Source organism: Terriglobus albidus (assembly GCF_025685425.1).
Classification (GTDB): Bacteria; Acidobacteriota; Terriglobia; order Terriglobales; family Acidobacteriaceae; genus Terriglobus; species Terriglobus albidus.
Map to the genome: position 1 here is coordinate 1,275,522 of NZ_JAGTAS010000058.1, position 20,609 is coordinate 1,296,130.

General features: G+C 53.8%; 13 protein-coding genes and 3 pseudogenes. 6 read left to right on the forward strand and 10 right to left on the reverse strand.

Going from position 1 to position 20,609, the window contains the following annotated elements:
• Positions 1-114 precede the first annotated feature (114 nt).
• On the forward strand, positions 115-345 hold the full coding sequence (locus OHL21_RS24315; RefSeq protein ID WP_263419895.1) for a helix-turn-helix domain-containing protein: 231 nt from the start codon (positions 115-117) through the stop codon (positions 343-345).
• 1,905 nt (positions 346-2,250) lie between these two features.
• Here the strand turns inward: OHL21_RS24315 and tnpA are convergent.
• From tnpA to OHL21_RS24340, 5 genes are all read right to left on the reverse strand, one after another.
• Positions 2,251-2,691 carry an IS200/IS605 family transposase gene (gene tnpA / locus OHL21_RS24320; protein WP_263419932.1) on the reverse strand — a complete coding sequence of 147 codons (441 nt, stop codon included), beginning with the start codon at positions 2,689-2,691 and terminating at the stop codon, positions 2,251-2,253.
• A gap of 477 nt (positions 2,692-3,168) precedes the next feature.
• Positions 3,169-3,624 carry a hypothetical protein gene (locus tag OHL21_RS24325; protein ID WP_263419896.1) on the reverse strand — a complete coding sequence of 152 codons (456 nt, stop codon included), beginning with the start codon at positions 3,622-3,624 and terminating at the stop codon, positions 3,169-3,171.
• Positions 3,625-3,734: 110 nt separating this feature from the next.
• On the reverse strand, positions 3,735-4,304 hold the full coding sequence (locus OHL21_RS24330) for a hypothetical protein (protein WP_263419897.1): 570 nt from the start codon (positions 4,302-4,304) through the stop codon (positions 3,735-3,737).
• Positions 4,305-4,547: 243 nt separating this feature from the next.
• The gene (locus tag OHL21_RS24335; RefSeq protein WP_263419898.1) at positions 4,548-5,450 is read right to left on the reverse strand and encodes an RHS repeat domain-containing protein; all 903 of its coding nucleotides are present in this window, start codon (positions 5,448-5,450) and stop codon (positions 4,548-4,550) included.
• Positions 5,451-5,496: 46 nt separating this feature from the next.
• On the reverse strand, positions 5,497-5,829 hold the full coding sequence (locus OHL21_RS24340) for a hypothetical protein (RefSeq protein ID WP_263419899.1): 333 nt from the start codon (positions 5,827-5,829) through the stop codon (positions 5,497-5,499).
• A 13-nt stretch (positions 5,830-5,842) separates the two neighbouring features.
• Here OHL21_RS24340 and OHL21_RS24345 point away from each other — a divergent pair.
• A pseudogene (locus OHL21_RS24345) lies at positions 5,843-6,004 on the forward strand (DUF1738 domain-containing protein); the annotation flags it as partial.
• 782 nt (positions 6,005-6,786) lie between these two features.
• On the forward strand, positions 6,787-7,311 hold the full coding sequence (locus OHL21_RS24350) for a helix-turn-helix domain-containing protein (RefSeq protein WP_263419900.1): 525 nt from the start codon (positions 6,787-6,789) through the stop codon (positions 7,309-7,311).
• A gap of 482 nt (positions 7,312-7,793) precedes the next feature.
• Here OHL21_RS24350 and OHL21_RS24355 read toward each other — a convergent pair.
• A pseudogene (locus OHL21_RS24355) lies at positions 7,794-8,003 on the reverse strand (DUF1738 domain-containing protein); the annotation flags it as partial.
• Positions 8,004-8,201: 198 nt separating this feature from the next.
• On the opposite strand from OHL21_RS24355, the gene OHL21_RS24360 reads away from it, so the two are divergent.
• Together OHL21_RS24360 and OHL21_RS24365 are read left to right on the forward strand one after the other, a co-directional pair.
• Positions 8,202-8,441, forward strand: coding sequence for a hypothetical protein (locus OHL21_RS24360; protein WP_263419901.1), 240 nt, complete (start codon positions 8,202-8,204; stop codon positions 8,439-8,441).
• Between the two features lie 872 nt (positions 8,442-9,313).
• Positions 9,314-9,655 (forward strand): hypothetical protein, encoded by a 342-nt coding sequence (locus tag OHL21_RS24365; RefSeq protein WP_263419902.1) that lies wholly within the window; start codon positions 9,314-9,316, stop codon positions 9,653-9,655.
• A gap of 392 nt (positions 9,656-10,047) precedes the next feature.
• On the opposite strand, the gene OHL21_RS24370 is transcribed toward OHL21_RS24365, so the two are convergent.
• Both OHL21_RS24370 and OHL21_RS24375 read right to left on the reverse strand, forming a co-directional pair.
• Positions 10,048-10,224 (reverse strand): hypothetical protein, encoded by a 177-nt coding sequence (locus OHL21_RS24370; protein WP_263419903.1) that lies wholly within the window; start codon positions 10,222-10,224, stop codon positions 10,048-10,050.
• A gap of 347 nt (positions 10,225-10,571) precedes the next feature.
• Entirely contained in the window at positions 10,572-10,943 is a 372-nt protein-coding gene (locus OHL21_RS24375; RefSeq protein WP_263419904.1) for a hypothetical protein, read from the reverse strand.
• An 839-nt stretch (positions 10,944-11,782) separates the two neighbouring features.
• Between OHL21_RS24375 and OHL21_RS24380 the strand changes: the two genes are divergently transcribed.
• Positions 11,783-15,160 carry a hypothetical protein gene (locus OHL21_RS24380; RefSeq protein ID WP_263419905.1) on the forward strand — a complete coding sequence of 1,126 codons (3,378 nt, stop codon included), beginning with the start codon at positions 11,783-11,785 and terminating at the stop codon, positions 15,158-15,160.
• 1,225 nt (positions 15,161-16,385) lie between these two features.
• On the opposite strand, the gene OHL21_RS24385 is transcribed toward OHL21_RS24380, so the two are convergent.
• Positions 16,386-19,733: a beta strand repeat-containing protein gene (locus OHL21_RS24385; RefSeq protein ID WP_263419906.1), complete on the reverse strand. Its 3,348-nt coding sequence runs from the start codon at positions 19,731-19,733 to the stop codon at positions 16,386-16,388.
• Positions 19,734-20,377: 644 nt separating this feature from the next.
• Positions 20,378-20,609, reverse strand: a pseudogene (locus OHL21_RS24390) (IS630 family transposase); the annotation flags it as partial.

Below are 20,609 nucleotides of genomic sequence, written 5' to 3' on the forward strand. Positions count from 1 at the left end.
CGCTATGGGGATTGTCCGAAGTTCATTGGGTGGCAGGGCCTGATGATCTGATGTCGGTTCTAGACTGAGATCCGCCAGCTACATACTGTTCATTACTTCACAATGGAGCTGCGCATGGCGCTGATGACGCAGGAGCAAGTTGCCGAAGAATTACAAGTACCGGTTAGTCGTGTCAAACGGTGGCGCTGGCATGGTCGCGGGCCGGCCTATGTGGAACTCCAAGGCAAGGAGGTGCGATACCGTCCAGAGGACGTGCAGGCCTATATCGAGGCGAATCGCAAGATTCCCTTGATGAGTGCTGAACAGGATCTCCCGAGCCATGGAAGGTCACGCACTCCCCGCTAGGACTTGATCAAGGTGGCTGAATTGCCGCGTTCCAGATATGCGACTCACCGACGAATTTACAGCTCGTGGGACGCTGGTCAGGTTCTAGCGATGTGTCAGTGGGTCTGGATATTGTTGGCACCGTAATGGAGGTCAGAAATTGCCGTTAGACAAAATAACAACAGAAGAAGATAAGGAAATGCGTCTACCGTGGTGGGGCGCTTTACTTGTTATCTTCGGCACGATTTATTTGTGCTCGGGTTCGTTTATTTCGGAAGATTCGATATAGCGCGTCCAACGCTTATATTTGCAGCGATGATTGTCCTTGCAATCGTAATGAGATGGAACCTAAGGCGGAAGTTGTGGTTTTGGATGACGATGACCTTCGTAGTCGCTATTCACGCATCGCTGATTATGTCTATTTCTTGGGCGACTACTGGATGGTTCCCAACGATCATCTATGCCCCATTCGGTATTGGAGATTTGTATGGAATGCTCTGGGTTCTTTCGGTTGTGGGGAAGCGCGTGGAAAGGGCGAACGTCTCTGAGGGATGAAGAATTTCTGGCGGCAACCGCCAAGCCCATCGTTCTGTTTGGATGGCGAGGAATATGATTAATGGAGCCGGTTATGATGCTGCGGCGTATTCACGGACGCTCGGACTCTTTGGAGGGAATGCAACTTCGGGCGCTTTGCATTCCGTTCCCGGGGCGCATACCTTGACTATCAATGTGCCCAGTGTCAATCGATGCCGCATATACAATTGCTCTCCGCGAATGCATGGCGGCAGGCCGCTGACTTCAGTTGGAAGAGATATGGAAAAAAGCCCCAGACTAAGACTTGCACACCAGTACGGCGGGCTGAAGCTTGTGATCTTGCTTCTGCCCGTAAGCTTTTTGCTCTTCTACTGGCATCAGCACAGAACGCTAGCCCTGGCCCTTGGGCTGAGCTTCGGAATAGGCTTGAGTCAGGTCGTCCCACCAAGGAAGCCGGTGAGGCAGGTTCTCCTATGGATGGTGGGCGCTGTGATCTTGGGGCTTGCAGCTGCGGTGTTCCCTCACTGGAGTTGGTAGCTTCGGGATCGTCTTAGTCCCCGAAATCCTTGCCCTTCCCGGCGACGTCAAAAGCGCGGTGCTCTGCACCGGCAGCCTTCGGTGGTCCTGCGGGAGGAACTGCTGGGTATGACCATCAGTTGGATCGTCATCTACTTCCTTTTTCGATTTAAGGAATTCAGCGCAAAGACGCTGTGGGGCGGCATGGCCCTTGGCTTCGCCAGAACATGGACGTTCGAGCGTCGGCCTGAACTGAAATCCCTCTTACTTGTGGCGCCCGTAATGGCTAGATCCTCTCGGACTCTTGTAGTGATCGCCCTTGTGGCTGGAGCCATGGCCGCCGGCGTACGTGCCGTCGTGAGATGACCTGTGCTTACCGCTGCCATAGTACGGGCGAGAGCTTCGGGATGAGCTATGACTACGAGAGCCGCGGGCCCAGGCAGGCGTGGCTAAGAGTGATAGACCGAGCGGGCAGACAGAAAAGAGGCGCAGGGTTCTAATTTGCGCTTCCTCGAGATGAAATCATTAGGTTCGGTGGTTTCAGTAGCAACTGGTGCGCCTTAACGCCCTTAGACAAAAGCCAGGGGCCGACAAGTTGGGTGGGCTATTGCGTCGGTCTAGCTATCGGAGTTTTCATCTTCGGAGTTTTCAGAGAAATTCTTCGCTCAGCGGACGACGTTACTATCGATCCAGCCGATGATCCCAGAATACAAATGATTGATGCGCTTCAGAAGCGGCGCCTTCGTGATGCCCTGAGTACCAGCGAATTCAACGAAGCTAAATGACCACCAGCTGAAAGCCGGTGGGTTTGATTGCGACTGAAAGTCGCCAGTTTGCGGCTGAAGCCGCCTGAAGGGTGTCCGGCTGAGAGCCGGCTTAAGGCTCGCTCGGCGCTGTGATCTTGAAGTTCTCACCGGGGTCTTCCCACTTCTGAGTTTCGATGTAGCGCTTGACTGTCTCCTCGTCCACCGCGCCTACGCTCGCACAGAAATACCCCCGCGCCCACAGGTGTTGGCCCCAATAACGCTTTTTCAACTGGGGAAATTCCGCCTGCAGCATCCGACTCGATCTCCCCTTCATGTACTGCACCAGCTTGGCTGGCGCTAACTGCGGTGGCACGCTCACCAGCATGTGCACGTGATCCGGGCTCACTGCTCCCTGCACGATAACCACCTCACGACCTTGGCAGATCTGACGCAGCAGATCTCGTGTACGCTCCGCCACGTCGCCGCGAAGCACCTTGTAGCGGTACTTCGTCACCCAGATCACGTGGTACTTTACATCCCACACCCCGTGCGAGTTTTGTCGATACTCCACCATCCTCGCCATTATCTAGCAAGGAGGCTGGAAGCTATCCGCCTAAAGGCGGAGGGCTTAGACCTGGGCGGAAGCTAAAAAAGAAATTTTGTCCGATATAGCAAAAAAACCAAAGGCACAGACCATCCATATCAAGCAAGATTCCGTGACGCGCTAATTCAGTGATCTTAAGAACCTGCGTTTGTATCCAGTGGAGTTAATCCGCCCCACCGGCGCGCATCCGGATCGTGTACTCCAGCGCCTCTTTGTAGCTGAGCCCCTGCTCCTTCGCCTCCGTCATCAGAGCATGAAAGACGATCTCATCGGCTGGTTCTGGGCACGCCAGACGCTCGAGCCAGCGGACCTTGGCGGTGAACTGCTGCGGAGTATCCAGCCCGCACGTCTACTCTGAGCCATTCAGACCAATACGAGTCCACCCACGGCGCATACGATCTACGATCGCCAGCGAGGAATGCAGGAGCTTCTACAGAGGCGCGGCTATTTCTTGTTGTCCAACCCTGGAAACAAGGTACCGGTGATCGCCGCCCTTATCAGCAAAAACGAAGTGGCGCATATCCCAAAGATGAACCCGACTGTAGTCCGCTCATATTTTCCCTGACCGAAAGCAAAGCAAAAGGCAGCCGCTGAGAGAAAAAGGCCAAGGCCGGAGATCCCTATCAATCCACGGAATAGGCCTCGCGACATACTTCTTGGAGCGGAGTATCGCGGAAACCATGTACCGCCTTTGCCAAACTCAATGAGAGGGATAGCAAGGACGGATAGAGCAATCGTCACCAGAACACGCATCTGGTCCCAACTGTCGCCGAAGCTGAACAGTAAAGCGGCCGCCACAGCGATGACAGCTAAGGCCAAACCGAAGAGGGATGCTACGTAGTGCTCCCGCAATTTCCTCTCAACCGTCATATTGACCTGCAGCTCAAATGTTTCACTCATGGGTGATCATTTTCCCGGACCACCGTACCTCAACGTATTCGTTTACGTCCCGTCTGTCCTCAAGCTTCCCACTCTTGTCCAAAGGTGCAGATCCATCCCCAGCATCTTGACTAGCAGCCAATCGAGTCATACTGCTTCCAAACCGCAGCGTCATCAGTTATATAAAAGATCGGCTCCATCTTTCTGTGTTCAATGATTTCTGTTACGCCCTTAACAGTGATAGCCTCGTAAGCTGGATAAAAGTCAGCGGGAGTGTCTTGCGAGCGATTTTTTGGGTGGAAAGGCTTTTTACATCTCATCTTGCCCTCTTCCTTTTCAATAATTCGACCGCTCCTGTCTTGCAGTACAAATTGTGCGCTTCGACCCGATAGCTTAATGTAGTAGTTCATCGTGAGCGACAAATTAGCGGCCGTGAGCCCTTGTGGGAGCCTAACCCATTTAGGCAGCCTCGATTCGCTCGCCAGTTTGAATGAGGCTTCTGGTAGAACACCACATCCCACATTGGTAAAGCAGACAATTGCCAACAATACTCCCAACAATTGTCTTTTGTTCACACGAACAATTAGAAAAAACATCGTCCAGCACCTCCCATTTTGACTCATTTGCCAATCGAAATGCACTTGACCGCTGTCTTGTTGCATACCGTCCTGCATGGTCCAGGCAAACCACCGGGTATCCATGATGTGGCATTGCACTGATATTTTGTATAGCAGTTATCGTGTGCCTGGCAGCACGCTAGAACATGGCGATTACTATTCATTGGCGGTCCGAAGATAGACCCCGTCGAACAGACCCCATCCTGAGCTTCGAAACCGGGCAAAAGAGTCCCGTTATAAGGCCATTCTTGCTGAATCTTCTCTTTCCGCTGATGAAACAAAAAAGAGATCCTCCAGAGATAACCCCGAACTGCAACCTACTCCCAATCACGAAGTACAGTGACCATGATCTCTTGGGCCGAAGAAGTCATTCCCACAGATACCGAATTCGCATTTGTTTTGGTCAATGCCAATTATCGAGCCAAGGTCCCCATTAGGTAACTGTGCATGAGGCAAGCCGAGGTGCTCATTCCAGGCATCGTCCCAATTAGGTACTCCGGTGCTTTCAGGGCGGGGATGATCGCAGGCGTGGCAAGAAGGATGGCTAAACAGGCTGAAAACGCCCATAATTTCTTTTATTGCACTGTATGCGATATCGCCGATACAGATGGCTGTTCCAGCAGTTGCTCCCGCAGGACCACCGAAGGCTGCCCCGAAAGAGGTTGCGACTGCACAAGGGTTTTGGCCAGATGGATCGATTGCCATCAACGGCGAATTCCTGACATAGCTATACCGATTGAAGCTCTGCGGGTCGGAGTCGTCATAGCTTCCGTCATAGGGATCAGGGCTCAACCACCGCCCTTGCATCGGCGAATACTGGCGGAACATGGCGTGATCGGTATTAGACTCCGCATCGTGATCGAGGCCCGCAAAGTGCAGGTTGTCCAGCCCATCGCCCTGAGGACTGATTTCGTTGGCGGAATACTCATCTCCCCATGGAGCGGAGACATAGGTTGCCGCAACCGCGCCGATGTTGTCGGTTCGTAACCGCTCCGTTCCAACCGGGTTCTGGTGATCGAAGTAGGTCCTGCCATTCCAGGCACGGTAAGCGATCTGCTGATTACCCCAGTAAATGCGGCCCTGGGTGGCAAGGTCACCCGGCTGGTACCAACCAGTGATACGGCGGCCAGCGTAGTCGCAGGTCCATTTGTAGGTGGCGCTACTGGTCTGCGTTCGCACCCGGTGGTTCAACGCATCGTAGGTATACTGCGCGGTCGCACCGTTATCCACTTGCGTGATATTGCCTTCCGCATCATAAGTATAACTGTGAAGCCCATCATTGAGTAGGTTCCCAGCCGCATCGTAAGAAGCTCCCGTTAATCCCTGAATCGGTGGAGTTGTTGAAGGAGTAGCTCAGATTGTTTCCCGATGGCGATGAGACAGCAGGCCAGCGATTGCCATACCGGTCATAGCTGTACCGGTAGGTCTGCGACGAGCCGGTGGTGGCAGTAGCCAAGGTGAGCCGGTTCAGGTCGTCATATCCATAATTGAAGCAGCGGCCAGTCTCGCATGTAGTCGTCACCCGCGAGCCTGTCTTCGCGAACCAGGTTCCGTAGAACTGGCTGTTGTAGCAGTTGTTCCTGCTCGTTGTATTGCAGCCCACCTGCATCGTGAGCCGCCCCATGGAGCGGCTGGCCGCGTTTGTTCGTTCGCGCGGCATCACGCTTGGGTACAACCCGAACATCGCTCCAGCCCTCGGCGCGAGCTACGGCGGACGGATTGCCATCGTGCCGGGACAGTCCAAGGCCGAAGAATTTTCGACGCTGGTACACCAGACGGCGCACTTATGTTGCGTCAGAATTTATGTTGAGTAGGCTACGCTCCTCCGGTCGGCGGTGGGTGAGACACAAATCGTAGCCAACATAATCATTGATCCATTGCGGTTATGTCGAATTCCCTTTGCTACGGCGTGTAGCAGTCAGGTAGGGTTCGGCGTAACAACCGTTTCAAGAGCGTTGGTGATATGGTTCCCATGTTGGGAACTAAAGCAACACATTCCTCTCTCGGTGCGCCCGTGCAATCAGGGTGCGGTTGGTTAGTATCTGGACAAATGCCAGACACAAGCAGAGGATGCACAGGCCTATAGCGAAGGGCGGGCCGTCTCTTCCCTTCGCGACCAGCCAGGAGGGTGGCATGTATCGGGTCGCATGGAAAGCGATTGTCTCGATTACAACTATCGCGACGAGGAAAACCGCATGTCGTTTGACCAGCCTTGGCACAGTAGACTGGACGATCTCGCACTGGAAGAAGTAAGGTTGCTGCCCGCGTTGGGCACTGAATGTGGCCAGGACCATCAGGCACGTGTATGGCATGAGTGAACCCAACTGGACACCGAAAGGGAGGTCGGCTATGCCCAATAGAAGGCCGAAGCTTGCGAACATCGCGACGATGAGCGGCAAGAACAAGACCGGGCGGTCCAAGGCGGATCGTTCGTGGTCTCGGCACTGACATCCCACAGAGTCTAGATTGGACATGGTTGCGATAAGCGTATCATTTACGAGCCTGACGGGATTCATGCTGATCCACCAAGTCAGTACCGAGACTGAAGCGGTTCCATTGTGCGCCGATGGCCGCACAATGGAAGGACGCTACAAAGATCGCAGGAAAATCATCAACCGAACTGACAGTTCGTAAGAACAAAACCGGGCATCATAACCACATCAACTCCGAAGAAGTAACGGATCTGATTCGTGAGCTCGCTCTGGTCTGTGAAGATAGCGCCATCGTCTCTATCCTGAACCGTTTGGGTTATCGCACAGGCAACAACAACACCTGGACGGAGAAGCGCGTGCAACACGTTCGCCATAGCAAGGGTTTTCCCGCTTGCCCGCCACCGGAGCAGCGCCTCTGGATCACCATGCAACAGGCCGCTACCGCACTCTCCGTCAGCGATGCAGTGGTCCGCCGTCTCGTCACGCAGAAAACACTTCCCGCCAAGCAGATCGTCAAGTTCGCTCCATGGATGATCGAACGCGCTCATCTCGATCTTCCCGCCGTCCACAGAGCCATTCGCCATGTCCACACTGGGCGGCGCGATTCATCACTCACGCCTAAAGACGCGCAGAGGCGCATTTTTGGTGACTTAAGGTAGTGGGTTAGATGAATCCACAAGGCTATAATCCTGGTGACGGGTGTCCGATGAGACGGGCGATTCTATTCGCGTGCGCGTTGCTGCCAGGGATGATCTCGGTTCCCTTGTATATCCATTCGGTGAACACGGCGAGTGTCAGGATCAAAACACAGATACGAGCCGACGAACAGCTTATCGTGCAGCAGGCCATCCACCAATACACCCTCGATGAGGGGAAACCCCCTGAATCTCTTAATGACCTCGTCCTAAATGGTTACCTGAAGGCTCTTCCTGGGGAGGGGCAAATGTATTTCGATCCAGTTACTCCGCCTGCCCTAGACCACCCAGAATCGACATCGCAACCCTTCACAGGGACCCAATTTCCGCGATCCAAGAGGGCTGACAAATTGGGTCATCCTGCCACAAGCCGTCCATCTCGCGTCATGGATGACGCACAGACCTTGTAATTACTGACTCCAGCGAGGTGTAGCAGTATGTCACGATCTCTGCCGCGCGATCTCCAGTACATTCCCAAAGCTGTAGTTGTGAAAGCGGCTCATGGCGGTGAGGTAGCCGGTGAGGGCGTGGGAGTGTCCTGCTTCCAACTGCTCAATGAGCAACTTGATATTGGCGGCGATCAGTTCCTGTTTGGTGCTGGGCTTCTTGCTGTCGAGGGTGGAAATGCTGTGTGGCTTGGCCGCGGTGTTCCTCATGGTTTGCTCCTTGTCGGCATTTGCTTTGGCACTTTGTTGTCCTCATGGCGCCCTGCGTCTAGAGACAAGCCCCTCAGCCCTTGCCGGGTTTAAGGGTACTTTTGGCTTTGGGTAAGACTGAGGTGCTACACTTTTGAACCTTTGGACAATGCTCGCGTCGAATAGGTTTTAGTGACCTAACCCGGTAGACTTCAGGATATGGCGAGAGTAGCTTTTACTACTGTCAAAGATACCAACGGTATCGTCGGGTATCGCGTATGGCTGCCAGATGCGGCTTCTAATGAAGTGAATATCGCAGTGAAGACTGGATTTTATAAAACAATCGACGAGACCATTGCTGCCTGTAGTCCGCTCAGACTAGCTTGGGAGTCAGCGGTACGCGCAATGATGCAGTACGGTGGCGAGATCATCATCGACCTTTCAGAGGCATTGGAGTGAGTTCAAAAGCACATCCTAGGAGATGGAACCCGTACCCGAATTCTTGCCAAAGATCTGCGTCAGAATTTTCAAATCAGCAGGCTCGGATTTCTCGGACAGACGACTGGCACAAACTTTGGGGTTGATACCGGGAATGTATGGTCCACCGCGTGACCACAAGGTACGTTTGGGCGAGAAGATGAGTCTGCGGCAATGTATTCGGCCTTTGATGGAGCCGCTTGCTCCTGGCCGGATGAGTTCCGCTGCGTGCCTGACCTTACAAATCGGTCCGTCGTTGCTACCACCATCCTCCGCCTCAGGGGAGGGTTACAGTGCCGGACCATGTCATCAGTCGCCTTATCGGAACTTGGGTAGGGTTCCGCGACGGTGTCAGGCGGTAAAGGTCGACACCTCCGCTGTAATTTGGAACGTAAATTTGTCCCCCGTCAATGATCGGCGGGTCGAACTTATTGAACAGAAACGGAATGCCCTGCGCCTGCGAGATGTTGGACTTGCATATGTCAATGGTTCCCATTACCTGACCGGAGGACGGGACGTATCGTACTACCAATTCTTTGCGACCCACTATTGCGGTCCTGGAGGCGCCGGAGAACCTAATGGGACGCTTGATAAAGCTTGCAAGACGCATGATGAATGTTTCGAAACGCTGGACTAGACGCAACCGTCAACGTAGGTACTTCGACGGTTGCTCTAAACGATGCTCAAATCAATGCAGCGCAAAAGTGCAACCAGGGTCTCTACAACCCTGCGAGGAGTAATCCTCAGGCTAGAGGATCAGTAGGCCATCGTCTCTGGCGCACTCAGTCAGTTAGCACGCCGTTTGGTGGTTATGTGCTCTACCCCAAAACGCAAGCAAAGGAATGGTGAGCATCATGGTAAACCTGTCAGTCATCGCAATGATTGTTTGTCTCGCCGGGGAAGGGGTGTTTCTGCTTTTCGCGGGGCTTCCATTTCCCGGCCTACCTCTTTCTCTTTATGCAGCAGGTTGTGTCTGGATCTTTGAATGTCTCTCTGTAGCATTTTTCAAAAGACATCCCCATTATGCTTTGATTTCAGGCTGGATCATGTTCGGATTGATGGTCACTGTTCTCTCGCAAAACAAAAACTTTTTCCATACCCCTAAGGCGTTTTTGTACCAGCACAGCCTAGAGATCATCTTCCTCGCGGCGGCCCATTTAGGACACTTTGCCGTTCGGCGTAAAAGACGAACCTAGGCGCAGATATGTGTATGACGGATGAGCACGTATGTACAAGCTCATGCCATGACCCAGAGGGAGCGGGACGCGGGGAAACCTAGGGACAGAGGGCACATGACGAGATAATTTGTAGCGGTGAGGCTATTCGCACGAGTAGTTCGCTGTTGGAGAACCGCATCATATAATGCAGCGTGGTAACGCGAGACCGTACATAGCTGGACCACGATGAGATCGGGGCGTACATAATAAAAGGCCCCGCGAATGGGGCCACACAATTTCAGCATCAGAACTAGGACGGTTGACATTCCATGTGGAGGTAAAAGTTGAAGTTGCGTCGGGGACCCTATCGACCAATGATGGTGAAGATAAAACCTGTGCTGACTCGGCGATTTGCTGCTTTCGAGACTCTGCTAGTCCGCCCCGCCATTGCAGATCCGGATGGTGTATTCCAGCGCTTCTTTGTAGTTCAATCCGCGGTCCTTCGCCTCCGCCATCAGGGCGTGGTAGAGGGCCTCGTCCTCCGGAGCGAAGCATGCCTGGTGCTCCAGTCGGCGGATTCTAGTCGAGAACTGCGCGGGTGACTCCATGTTGACAGACTACCGCGAGCGGCGATACCCAGAAGTGATGGTACAGTCTGGGCTCCAGCTATACCGGAGCGAGCTTCGGAACAATCCTGAACCCAAGACGCCTGATCGTTAACAACAAAAGGCATCTCCCCATCCAGTCCAGGTTCATATTCTTGTCGGTTCTGCGCTCCGAGACTTTGTGGCCAAAGTGGCTGAACGGGCATGCATAGTTCAGATTTCCGCCTAGCCAAAGGAGTTTCCTTAGTTCTTCTTTTGCCGGGCGAGCCAAGAAATGCCATGCTAGGTCTATGGACGAGAGATTCTTTATTGAGGGATACGCAGATGCCAGCTTGGCAGCCGTCCGAGCTTCAGCCCGTCGGCTCAAAAATGCTAAGTGTCCAACCGGTATCAAGGATGAACCGGAGCTGCGCGAAGCCGTGCGATTCAGAGAAATCCTCTCGCTCTTGTTCCGAAAGCTCGGCCACATCTTTGAGCTCGTGATACCCGGCAAGGACAATCGAGTTCATCGCGACCACGATAAAGTCGACTCTCGCTGAATCCTCATCCTTGTTCGGACCGGCGATGACCAGATCTTCATTTTCCGTTTGGTAGATGGTCCCGATCAGGCTGACTTGAATCCTTTTGTCGACAGAGGACAGGTTTGCCTTTAAAAGAGTGTTCTCCTCAGTGTACTTAGACAAGAGGATAAGGGCTTCTTCTTTGCCGATCGTGTGGTCCATAGGAAGGCCTACATCTTAGCGCACCCTGGGCTGGTCGTCTATGAATGCTTAGTGGCCATATTCTTGTTCGAATACCCCTCTCGAACCTGCGTATTTCTCTTTGGTGGCTTCTACCTCTTTGACGACTGAGTCTATCCGGTAGTCAATCCCGACCTCCTACGGTTCTTTCAAATGCTCTCTACCTCAATCGCGATCTGTGCCGCATATAGTGGTTTTGGTCTTTTTCGGAGTTTTGCCGCAACTTGCCAGAGACAGATGCACAGCGAAGAATGTGAGAATCTTTTTTCAGAAAACCCCAAAGGGAGCATCCGGGACGCGGTTCCGGATGCTCCCTTTGCGCTTGAGGAGCAGGGGTTAGGTTGTATTTATCTCATCGGTTGGCAAGACAGAAACTTTACTTCTTCTGACAGATGCCGCTAGAGAACTGCCGCGCTACGCGGAGAAGGCCTTTACAGATTGGAATTCTTCTCGGATGTACGCGGCTGTTACCAGCGAGGTTGAGAGACACCCGACGCAAGTCGACATCCCTGTTCCGCTAAGAGGTTCAATATCCTGACTATCGATCTGCATCCTGGAAACTGAATGCGATTTCGCCACGTAGGAGCGGCGTGTGTACTCGAAGTCCACTCGTCATCTCGCGTTCATCATGCGTCTGGTTGCGAGCGGCTGAAATGATTGACGGCTTTGCTGGGAGCCACTATAGTCGTTTGACCTAATGTCCGGATTCAATCGTCTGAAGTATAGCCCTGCCTTCCCTCGCGTCTGTCTAAGACGAAACAGGAGGCTGCGTACCAGGATGATTGACCCGGAGGAGGAGATTCTTTATAGCGGAGTTGCACATGAAGAAGTTTCTCTTTTGTCTTTTCTTCTTTGCTCTGCCTGTCGTTGCGCAGAATCTGCGGGTTGATTTCAGCGCAACCACGACGACAGGAAGCGGCACCACGGTGCCCGTTGTAGCCTATCCGAACGCCGGAATCGCAATCTATAGTTGTTCCAGTCCAGCCGCATCGAGCTGCACAAGCTTGATTTCAACCTTCACCTCTATCACTGGAACGAGCGTGTGCCCTGCCACCGCTCAGGTCGTTCTGCAGGGAACGAACACATGCGTGAACACTGCCGATAGCAGCGGCAACTTCGGGGCGTGGCTTCCGCCCTCGGGTTCCTTCGGCTATGCCTATACCGAAACCGTTGGGACGACCGTTTATGGCCCATTCCAATTCACAGCAGGCGTTACGACGGCCGGAGATCTCAGTGTAAGCGGCACGCTTTCGGCGGGAAGTATCCGCTTTCCAAACGCCGCAAATCCACCAACAGCGATTGATGGGTCCTCGGTATCAACCTCGTTAGTGCTATCGCCATATACATTCGGCGCAAAATGCGACGCAGCGTGGAGCAACTCCACAGGCATTCTTACGGGGACCGATGATCGCGTTGCGTTTCGGGCGATGGCTCAGGCAGCGCTTGCAGGTGGAGCTGTGATCGAGATTCCTGCCGGGAAAATATGCCGTGTTGATCCTCCCGGTGGAGTCATTACCAGCGTACAAATCGCGGGCAATATTGTGACGTTTAACACATCAAGCAACAAGCTTTCGGTTGGAGACTATTTCATGCCACATTGCATGTCGTCGGCCTCCTATCTTAATGGCGCCCTACTGCAAGTGCAGACGGCGACCACCACAGCGGTAACAGCGCACTATATCCACGCCAATCTGTCACTCGTTTCAGAGCCAGGTGGAGGATACGACCTCGGGTATGTCGGACAACAAGCGTGCCCCGCCACCATCAGCAACATGGCGGCCCCCAGCGTCATAGCTCAAGGTGTACCTGGAAGTACAACGTATTCATATGAAGTTGTTGCGTCGGAAATTCTTGGGCAGGATCCAAGTCTCCTGGATGTCTCGACTTCCGGTGCCGTAACCACCATTACAAATGGAAATGCGAATCTGAGCTCCACAAACTGCAATCTTGTTTCGTGGCCTGCAGCCAGCGCAGCCAATGGATATCGGCCCGGAAGCTACAAAGTTTACCGCACGGCGGGAGGAGCAAACCAAGGCTTGATTGCGACGCTCAGTTCTCGCTCCTTAAGCTATTGCGATGCTGGTGCAATTGGGGACAGTACCAGCCCTCCATCAGCAAATACGACCCAGCAGGCCGCTGCCGTGCTTGAATCTCCAGCAATTTTATTTAGTGGAACCGGAAACTTGGGCATGACCGTTCGCGGATCGAACGTGGACAATTACAGCGAGGCCTCACGGATCGCGGGCATCGGTATCGGTTCGATATGGCAGTTCTCTACTGATAAGGCCGCGCTTGTGACGACTGCGACTTCCGATGCTAGTGGTAACGTAACGATCAACTATGAGTCTCTTCCCGGAGGTCTAATATTCAACGGAAACAGTTACACATTATGGGGCACGGGGACTGGACTCGATGGCACATACGGTAATGGCTCTACGACCATTAGCTATAGCGCAAATCGCATCACGATCTCGGGAGCAGGAGCTCCTGCCAACGTCAACGCCACTGGCGGAGCGGTGCATCAGCCTTATACACAGCCATCATTCGACGGATATCAAGGAGCAAAGTTTGAAGACGTCGATATGCGAATTATGAATCGCCCCCAAAATTGGACGGGCGGTGTTCTCTATCCAACCGACGGCCAGTATAGCTACTACTCTCCCGGTACATACATCGTCAAAGACTATCGTGGTGGCGACGTGAAAATGCGTCATGTCTATATGGCGGGATGCGAATATTGCTTTTGGGGGATTCAGACCGACTTCGACCGCTTCGAACGAATTTCCCTTGTCGACGACCATGTCGGAATCTATATAGGGCCCAATTCAGGACCGATCGATGGTATCGACTACATAGATGGAGGGGCTGAACAGCTGATCCAGGTAGACGGTAACGGTCAGCAGGGAATGTCCATGTCTCATCTCCACCCCAACGGATCCGGCAATGGGAGGATGGCCCCAATCGGCATTTTTTCCATCATGTATGACCCAACGGCTGGTTACGGAGGCGGCAGTGGCAATTCAATGATCGAGATTCGCGACAGCAATTTCGAGTTTGGTAACGGAGTGCCAAACAACGGCTGTAAAAACGCTCCGATTGCCTTTGTCGATGTTGATGCAGTCGGGAATACCACTTCGGACGACGTCATTATTAAGGGAAGTTCGTATGTGAATGCGTCGCTCGCTACTACGAATTGCAACGTCCCATACTTTGTTCGTACTGGGAGAAATGGTTACGCAAAGCTCGTCGACAACCAGGGTGTGAATGCGCCTCAATTTGCTGCGTGGTTTCTGAATATCGGAACACTCAACCCGACCTACTATGTTGACTCTCAGAATCCGCTGGCGGCCGGAGTTGCGAACTATGCCAGTACTGGCTCCGGAACTCCGAGCGTAGTGCAATTCATGCCCTATAAAGTGGGATCAACGACTAGCCTAAATACCACGATTCAAGCAAATGGTCTAACTGCCAATAGCGGCTATAAACTCTCCCAATTGGACGATGGCAGTACTATCAGCGGGACGTTGGTGCAGATTGGTGCATCAGGTACACCGCAAATTCTAGTCTTGAATGGAGGCAATCCCACCAGTGCGAGAAATTTCAGCTTTCAAACCGCCTCGGGACAAGTATCGATGCTTGCAGGAACCGGCGGGATTGTGTTTAGGAACAGCAGCGGCACGCCTTTATCTTCATTCGTCTTATCTTCTGATATGGCAAACCGTTTTGGATATGTGAATCCCGGATTGTTGCGTTTCCGCTCAGATCAAAATTCGGTTTACGGGCGTCTTCTGTTTGATGACAATACGAACTATGAAGCGTTAGCCACCTTGATGGATCTTGGTTGCGGTGGTAGTGCCGCTGGTGGGAGTTCGGTAAATAAGGGACCAAGTGGAACTCCGTCCAATGCGAGTTATCTCCGAGGTGACTGCACCTGGTCAATTCCGATACTCTCTGGTGCCACCGGCGGTATCGGGGGATCCCCTCTCTCAGCGGGGACATGTGCAAGTACTACTACGACTGTTGCAGGAGCTCAAATCGGCAGCCCGGTAACCGTGTCAACGTCCGATGGAACCCTTCCAAGTCCTCTGGTTAAAGTTGACGCAGCAGTAACGGCTATCGATACCGTAACAGTTCAGGTCTGTGCAATCTCGACCGTTACGCCGGTCGCAAAAGCGTATAACGTCCGTGTAATGCGATGAAGCGCAGTACCAGGAGGCGCGCCTGTCCGGAGCACAGAGCCAGCAACGAACCCTTCACCCCTACATCATTGACCGATTAGCTTTGCGTTAGAAACAAAGGACACTTTCGCGACTAATGGACCATACGATCAGCAAAGAAGAAGCTCTCGTTCTCCTGTCCAAATACGAGTAGTCGGCGAACCGTTTCCTTACATTGCGGGGTCGCCTGGGATCCCCTCCCTGTTGTAGAGCATCGTCGCGTCGAATTTTTCCGTATCGCCTCAGGACGGGCATTCCGAGAGCTGCGTCCGCTGCAGCTCGTAGGCGAACAGAATCAGTTCGCTTGGAGATGTATTCACTGACTCCAGCCGCTGGCCACGTACTCTGAAACCGCCACTAACCATATCTAGATTGGACAACTTGACCGTTGCACCTCATGCAGGTTCGCGGAATGCAGGGGTGGGCGTTTTTCGGAAACTGCCTGCGACGCGACCAGCACCCGCGAATTGTTGAGGGCGGCGAAATGAACAAGCAACACAGGATGCGGACTGACGGCACAATGGTAGTTCTCACCCGTGCCGTAGGGCTATCAACATTCAGACCCACTACTCCGATATCCTTGATGTATGAACGTTTCCTGGATCATCAACGAAATCGACGGAGAGATCGAGCGCCTTCGCGACATCCGCCATTTCATCATCAATTTGTCATCCTCTCTTGCGCCCAGAGGGGGAACCGCTCGAAAGGAATCTTCCAAAAGTAGAAGCGTCTTTCGGAACGAACCACAACCGGCCACTCTTCCGCAAAAAGAAGAAAGAATCCCTCGTGTTTCTGCTACTCCAGTACCGAGAGCATTAACGTCAACCATTCCTGACAAGCCAGTATTTGTATCGAAACAAGCTCTGACATTTCCTTCAAGTACGACTCCGGCAGAGCAGAGGGTTGCGGCCAAGGGGCTAGAGGCAGCCATTCGGAGAAATTTGTTTGGCGAAATGGCATAGGCATCGATACCAATACGTGCAAGCAATTCGGTTTACACGACTTCCTTCGACGTTCCGATCTATGCCTTATTCCACGACAAACCGTATTGACTCAGCAATTTGCTGCTTCGAAACGCTGTCGTCTACCTTGATGGTTACGCTGTACCCGCCAGGTTGCATCTATGTGACGGATTTTCTACAGAGAAAATGCCGCGTGGCCTAGTGCCATCTAGCACTTGGACCTCGCGGCATTCCCGTAGCTCAGCCTACTGAGCCGAGACGTTATAGCTGACCGAGTTGGGTGTGCTGCCGCTGATGGCGCAAATGTTCAAGCCGGCAGTGTTGGTTGCTGAATAGTATGCGGACCAGGTTACGCCGGCTCCGGGGTTTGCGGTTGCTGAGGCGGAAATGGTCATGGTGGAAGTAAGACCGCTGATAGTGACCGTTGTTGTGGTGCATGCGCCCGCCGTGGGAGCTATCGCAGAGGTAACGGCGCGGTATACGGGAGCGATGGCTTGACCATTGATAGTGGTTGCGGCTGGAAGCTGCGTTGGATTAGTGAACACGTTGGTTCCACCCGTGGTGCCGGATTGAACGATGGCTCCGTTCAGCTTGAAGCTCGCAGTACCGATGTTGAAGTACTGGGTTCCGGTGGAGGTGGTTGTGGGAAGCAGGTTGATGGTGCTGGTTGGATTGGTGCCGGCTCCCATGGTCTCCCACATGTTCCAGTTGGAGGCGACAGCGGCTGTGCCATTCCAGAAGGAGCCATACCATGCGAAACCATTATTGCCATAGTTGGAGGAGCCGTAGTTGGTGGTAGACGTCGCAGTGCCTGCGGCTCCGATGGCGATGCCGAAGAAACCGCCGGGTGAGGGTGCGGTTACGGCGCCGCCGTATCCGAGCTGGATGGGACCGCTTGTGGTAAATCCTGAAATCGTCCGCACACCGGTCGTGGGGTCAGATGTAATACCCCAGCCGTTGTCGCCGACGATGGTGAAAGGACCGGCGCTGGAGGTGATGGTCTCGGAGGGCACAGCTGCGGCCTGGTTCTGGTTGAGATAGTAAGTTCCAAGGGCGAGCGATCCCGAGCCACCAACTCCTGTGCCCAGAGTTTTGATGTATGTTCCAGGGTAGATGCCAGTCCCGGAGACGTCCTGACCAAGTGCGATGAAGCCCGAGGTCATAGAGGTTACGGTGAGTATGTTTCCGGTGATAGAGCCGGTGAAGGTGCCTCCAGCTGTGGAGTAGACGCTTCCGGAGCAGACGAGGCAGCCTCCGTTAATTGGGGGATTCCGCATGTACAGACCGCTTTGCCAACCGGCCCCGCTGATCTTGATTCCGGCGGGACGGTCAATCCAGCCGCCATAGGTTCGGTACGTGGTAGCTGCGTTGCTGTTCGTAAGAGAAATTCCGTTGTACAAGGCTCCGACGCCGCCTCCGTTTAATGCCAGATCGATGCCTCCTCCGCCCGTGTTGTTGGTTGGTGTGTTCTGGGTGACCGCGAGATGCAGGCCTACGGTCGAAATCATTGGATAATGGGGATCTTCGATCGTGTCACCAGCGGTAAAGCCTGCGTTGTTCGGTTCGAGGTGGGGAAGATAATTGCCGTCCAGATTGGCCAGGATCTCCGCTCCTGGAATCAGTGTGTATCCAGAATGGATGGTCTCAGCTTCGTCGCCGACCATAGGCAGTCCTGGAACGCCCTGCTGGTTCTCTTTCAGGTTGATCCAGTAGATGAGGTCGTTTCCTGTCAGCGAGCCTACGGCGTAGTAACTGGAGCGGTATCCGGTGTAGGTCAGGTTGTCGTTGAAGCTGATGAACTGTCCTGCGATGCCGCCCTGGAAGAGATAGGGTGTGGCATTGCCATGACGGCTTGCAATGGTGAGCGATTGGGGGTCGGTGGAACCCATCGTCTCCGAGGCCACGGTCTGGCTCTTACTGAGGGTGTAGGTGCTCCCCGCACCGCCACTCCCCGATGCGAGTGCAGTGATCTGGGTGAGATAGGTTACGCCAGGGCCGGTCAAGTATTGATTTAACGCAATGGTGCCGCTAGCGACCGAGGTGACAGTGAGCGTGTTACCCGATATAGATGCGGTGAAGACGGCCTGGGAGGGGGCCGCCCCGGCGGAGATGATGGGAACCTGCTCGGGATCGCTGGGGCCGGGAACAAAGACGAGCGTGGGAGAGGCCACGGCCTGCATAATGGGGACAGTACCGGTTGCGTTTGCGGTTTGAGACTGACTAACCGTATAGGTTCCTGTTCCTCCAGTCCCCGTACCTAGTGCTGTGATGACGGTTCCTGCCAATACATTCGGTCCCGTTATCGTCTGGCCCACGGCGAGTGGGGCTCCACTGTTGGCGTTGACTACTGTGACCGTGAGTGTCGTCCCTGAAATAGACCCCTTAATGCTTGCACCTGTGGTTACGGTCTGCGCTTGATTCAGGGTGTAGGTACCGGTCCCACCGGAGCCGGTTCCGAGCGCGGTGATGAGCGTGCCGACGTTCATGTTTGGACCGAAGACGGTTTGCCCGACCGCGAGTGTGCCGCTGGTGACGGCGGTGACCGTCAGGGTTGTTCCCGAAATGGTTCCCGTGAAGACCGCTGGAGCAGCGGAGGGACCGGCGATAGTTGGCATGGCGCCGTTGACCATGTACGGGATGAATGTGACTGCGCGGATATTCGATTGGTCGGATGGCTTGTAGACGAATGGAAGAGTCTCGAGGATCTGGCCGTATGCGGTGGTGAGTGGAAGCGTATTAGTTACGGGAAGATAAGGCAGTCCCTGGTACGCTCCTGTCACGACCAAGGATGCACCGTTCAGGTTTCCGGCATTGCCTGCCTTCGAGATGTCAAGAAGGAAGGTGCCGTCGGTAAGCCATGCATTGCCTGTACCGAAGCTAAGCGTCGGGAGTGTATTGCTGGCATCGACCGTGGAGACGGTGCCATGGAAATAGCCAGAGTTCTCACCGCCGTTGAGTGCGAGCCCCTCCCAGCCTTCGTCCGATCCGGTGGCAGTTCCGCAATCGCACCAGTCGTAGAGATAGAAGCCTTGCGTATCTCCGATGGCGTGTTTTTGGATGGCTCCGCCAAAGATGTTGGAGATGCCTCTGTCAGACACTGTGTTGTTAAGATTCAGAACCGTATGAACGCGCCAGCTATTCTGTTCGGAGATGCCGGCACCATACGAGGTCTGGTTCATATAGTGCAACGCCTGATGGCTGATTCCCTGCGGGAACAGCGGAAAAGTGACGTTGTCGCTCATGCAGTAGAAGTTTGTTCCACCACCAGTACCGATATTACAGTTGGCAGCAACCGGATTGATGGCCACGTTGCCGGACACAGTAAGGCTTCCGGGAACGGAGAAGCTTCCGGCGGCGTTCGTGGCAGTTGCCGCATTGCCGGTTGTTGCATTGCTGAGCGTGCCAGTTGCGGCGATGTCCGTTGCGTTTAGCGTATGACCACTCACTGTTGTTCCATCGGCTGGGTAGGTTGCGAACTGTCCCGCTGTGCCGGAGTTGACGGTTCCCGAAGATTGAGCGGCGCATCCGGCCGCTATAGCGAATGCTTGCGCAATAGCAGTTGCGACAAGCATCAATCTGATTCGTAAAAGCATTCAATGTCTCCTGAACAATTGCCTGTGTTGGTTCGAGTAAAGGATGGGTTGGGGCATGCCGTGACATCTGCACAGCCCAAGTGCAGTGCGTACATCACACAGCCTCCGCTTACGCTACGGCTTGATGGATTTTTCGATGGAATATCAGGGGCCACCTAGCGGTGACCGTATCCAGATGGACGCTGTTGATCCCGGCACTATGAGTGCCCCGATGGCCGAAGCCAGTGGATTCATTTGGCCGAAGTACAACGGTTTTAGAGTGACGACCGTGATAATCGCCAATGAGAGCGACCGGAAAGACGGACGTTTGTGGCAGGGCAAATAAAAGGTAGCTCAATCAAGTTCTCCAGTCGAGAACCTGGGGAAGACGAAAGATGCCGCAAAAAGTGCAATTCAACGTGCTCAATTCGGGATGAGGCGAGATTAGGTTCGCCTCCCCCAGATGCTTTGTCAATGGTCTGCGCAACCTGCTGATCTAATCACTGCGAAAGTGATGTAGACGCGACGGGGCCGATGGCATGTTGGTCGTCTAGCCGAATACTGGCGGCGACTTCCAGGTAGCGGCCGCCCGAATGCAGTGGCAACTACCTCTTCAACATAAGGTGACGCCGACACCTGAACGACAACTTTTTTGCGTTCTACTACTAGTGTCCTGTCCCTGAAGTTCTTGTACAAAATCTAGCAACGGCAGCCAGTATCTGATCGGCGGTTTTAGTCCAGACGAAGGGTTTTGGATCGCGGTTGTGAATTTGGATGTAGTTGCGGATGGCATTTTCCAGTTCAGCGGTGGAGCGATGGGTGCTGCGGCGAAGTTGTTTTTCGGTCAGCAGCGCAAACCATCGCTCGACCAGGTTGAGCCAGGAAGCGGAGGTGGGA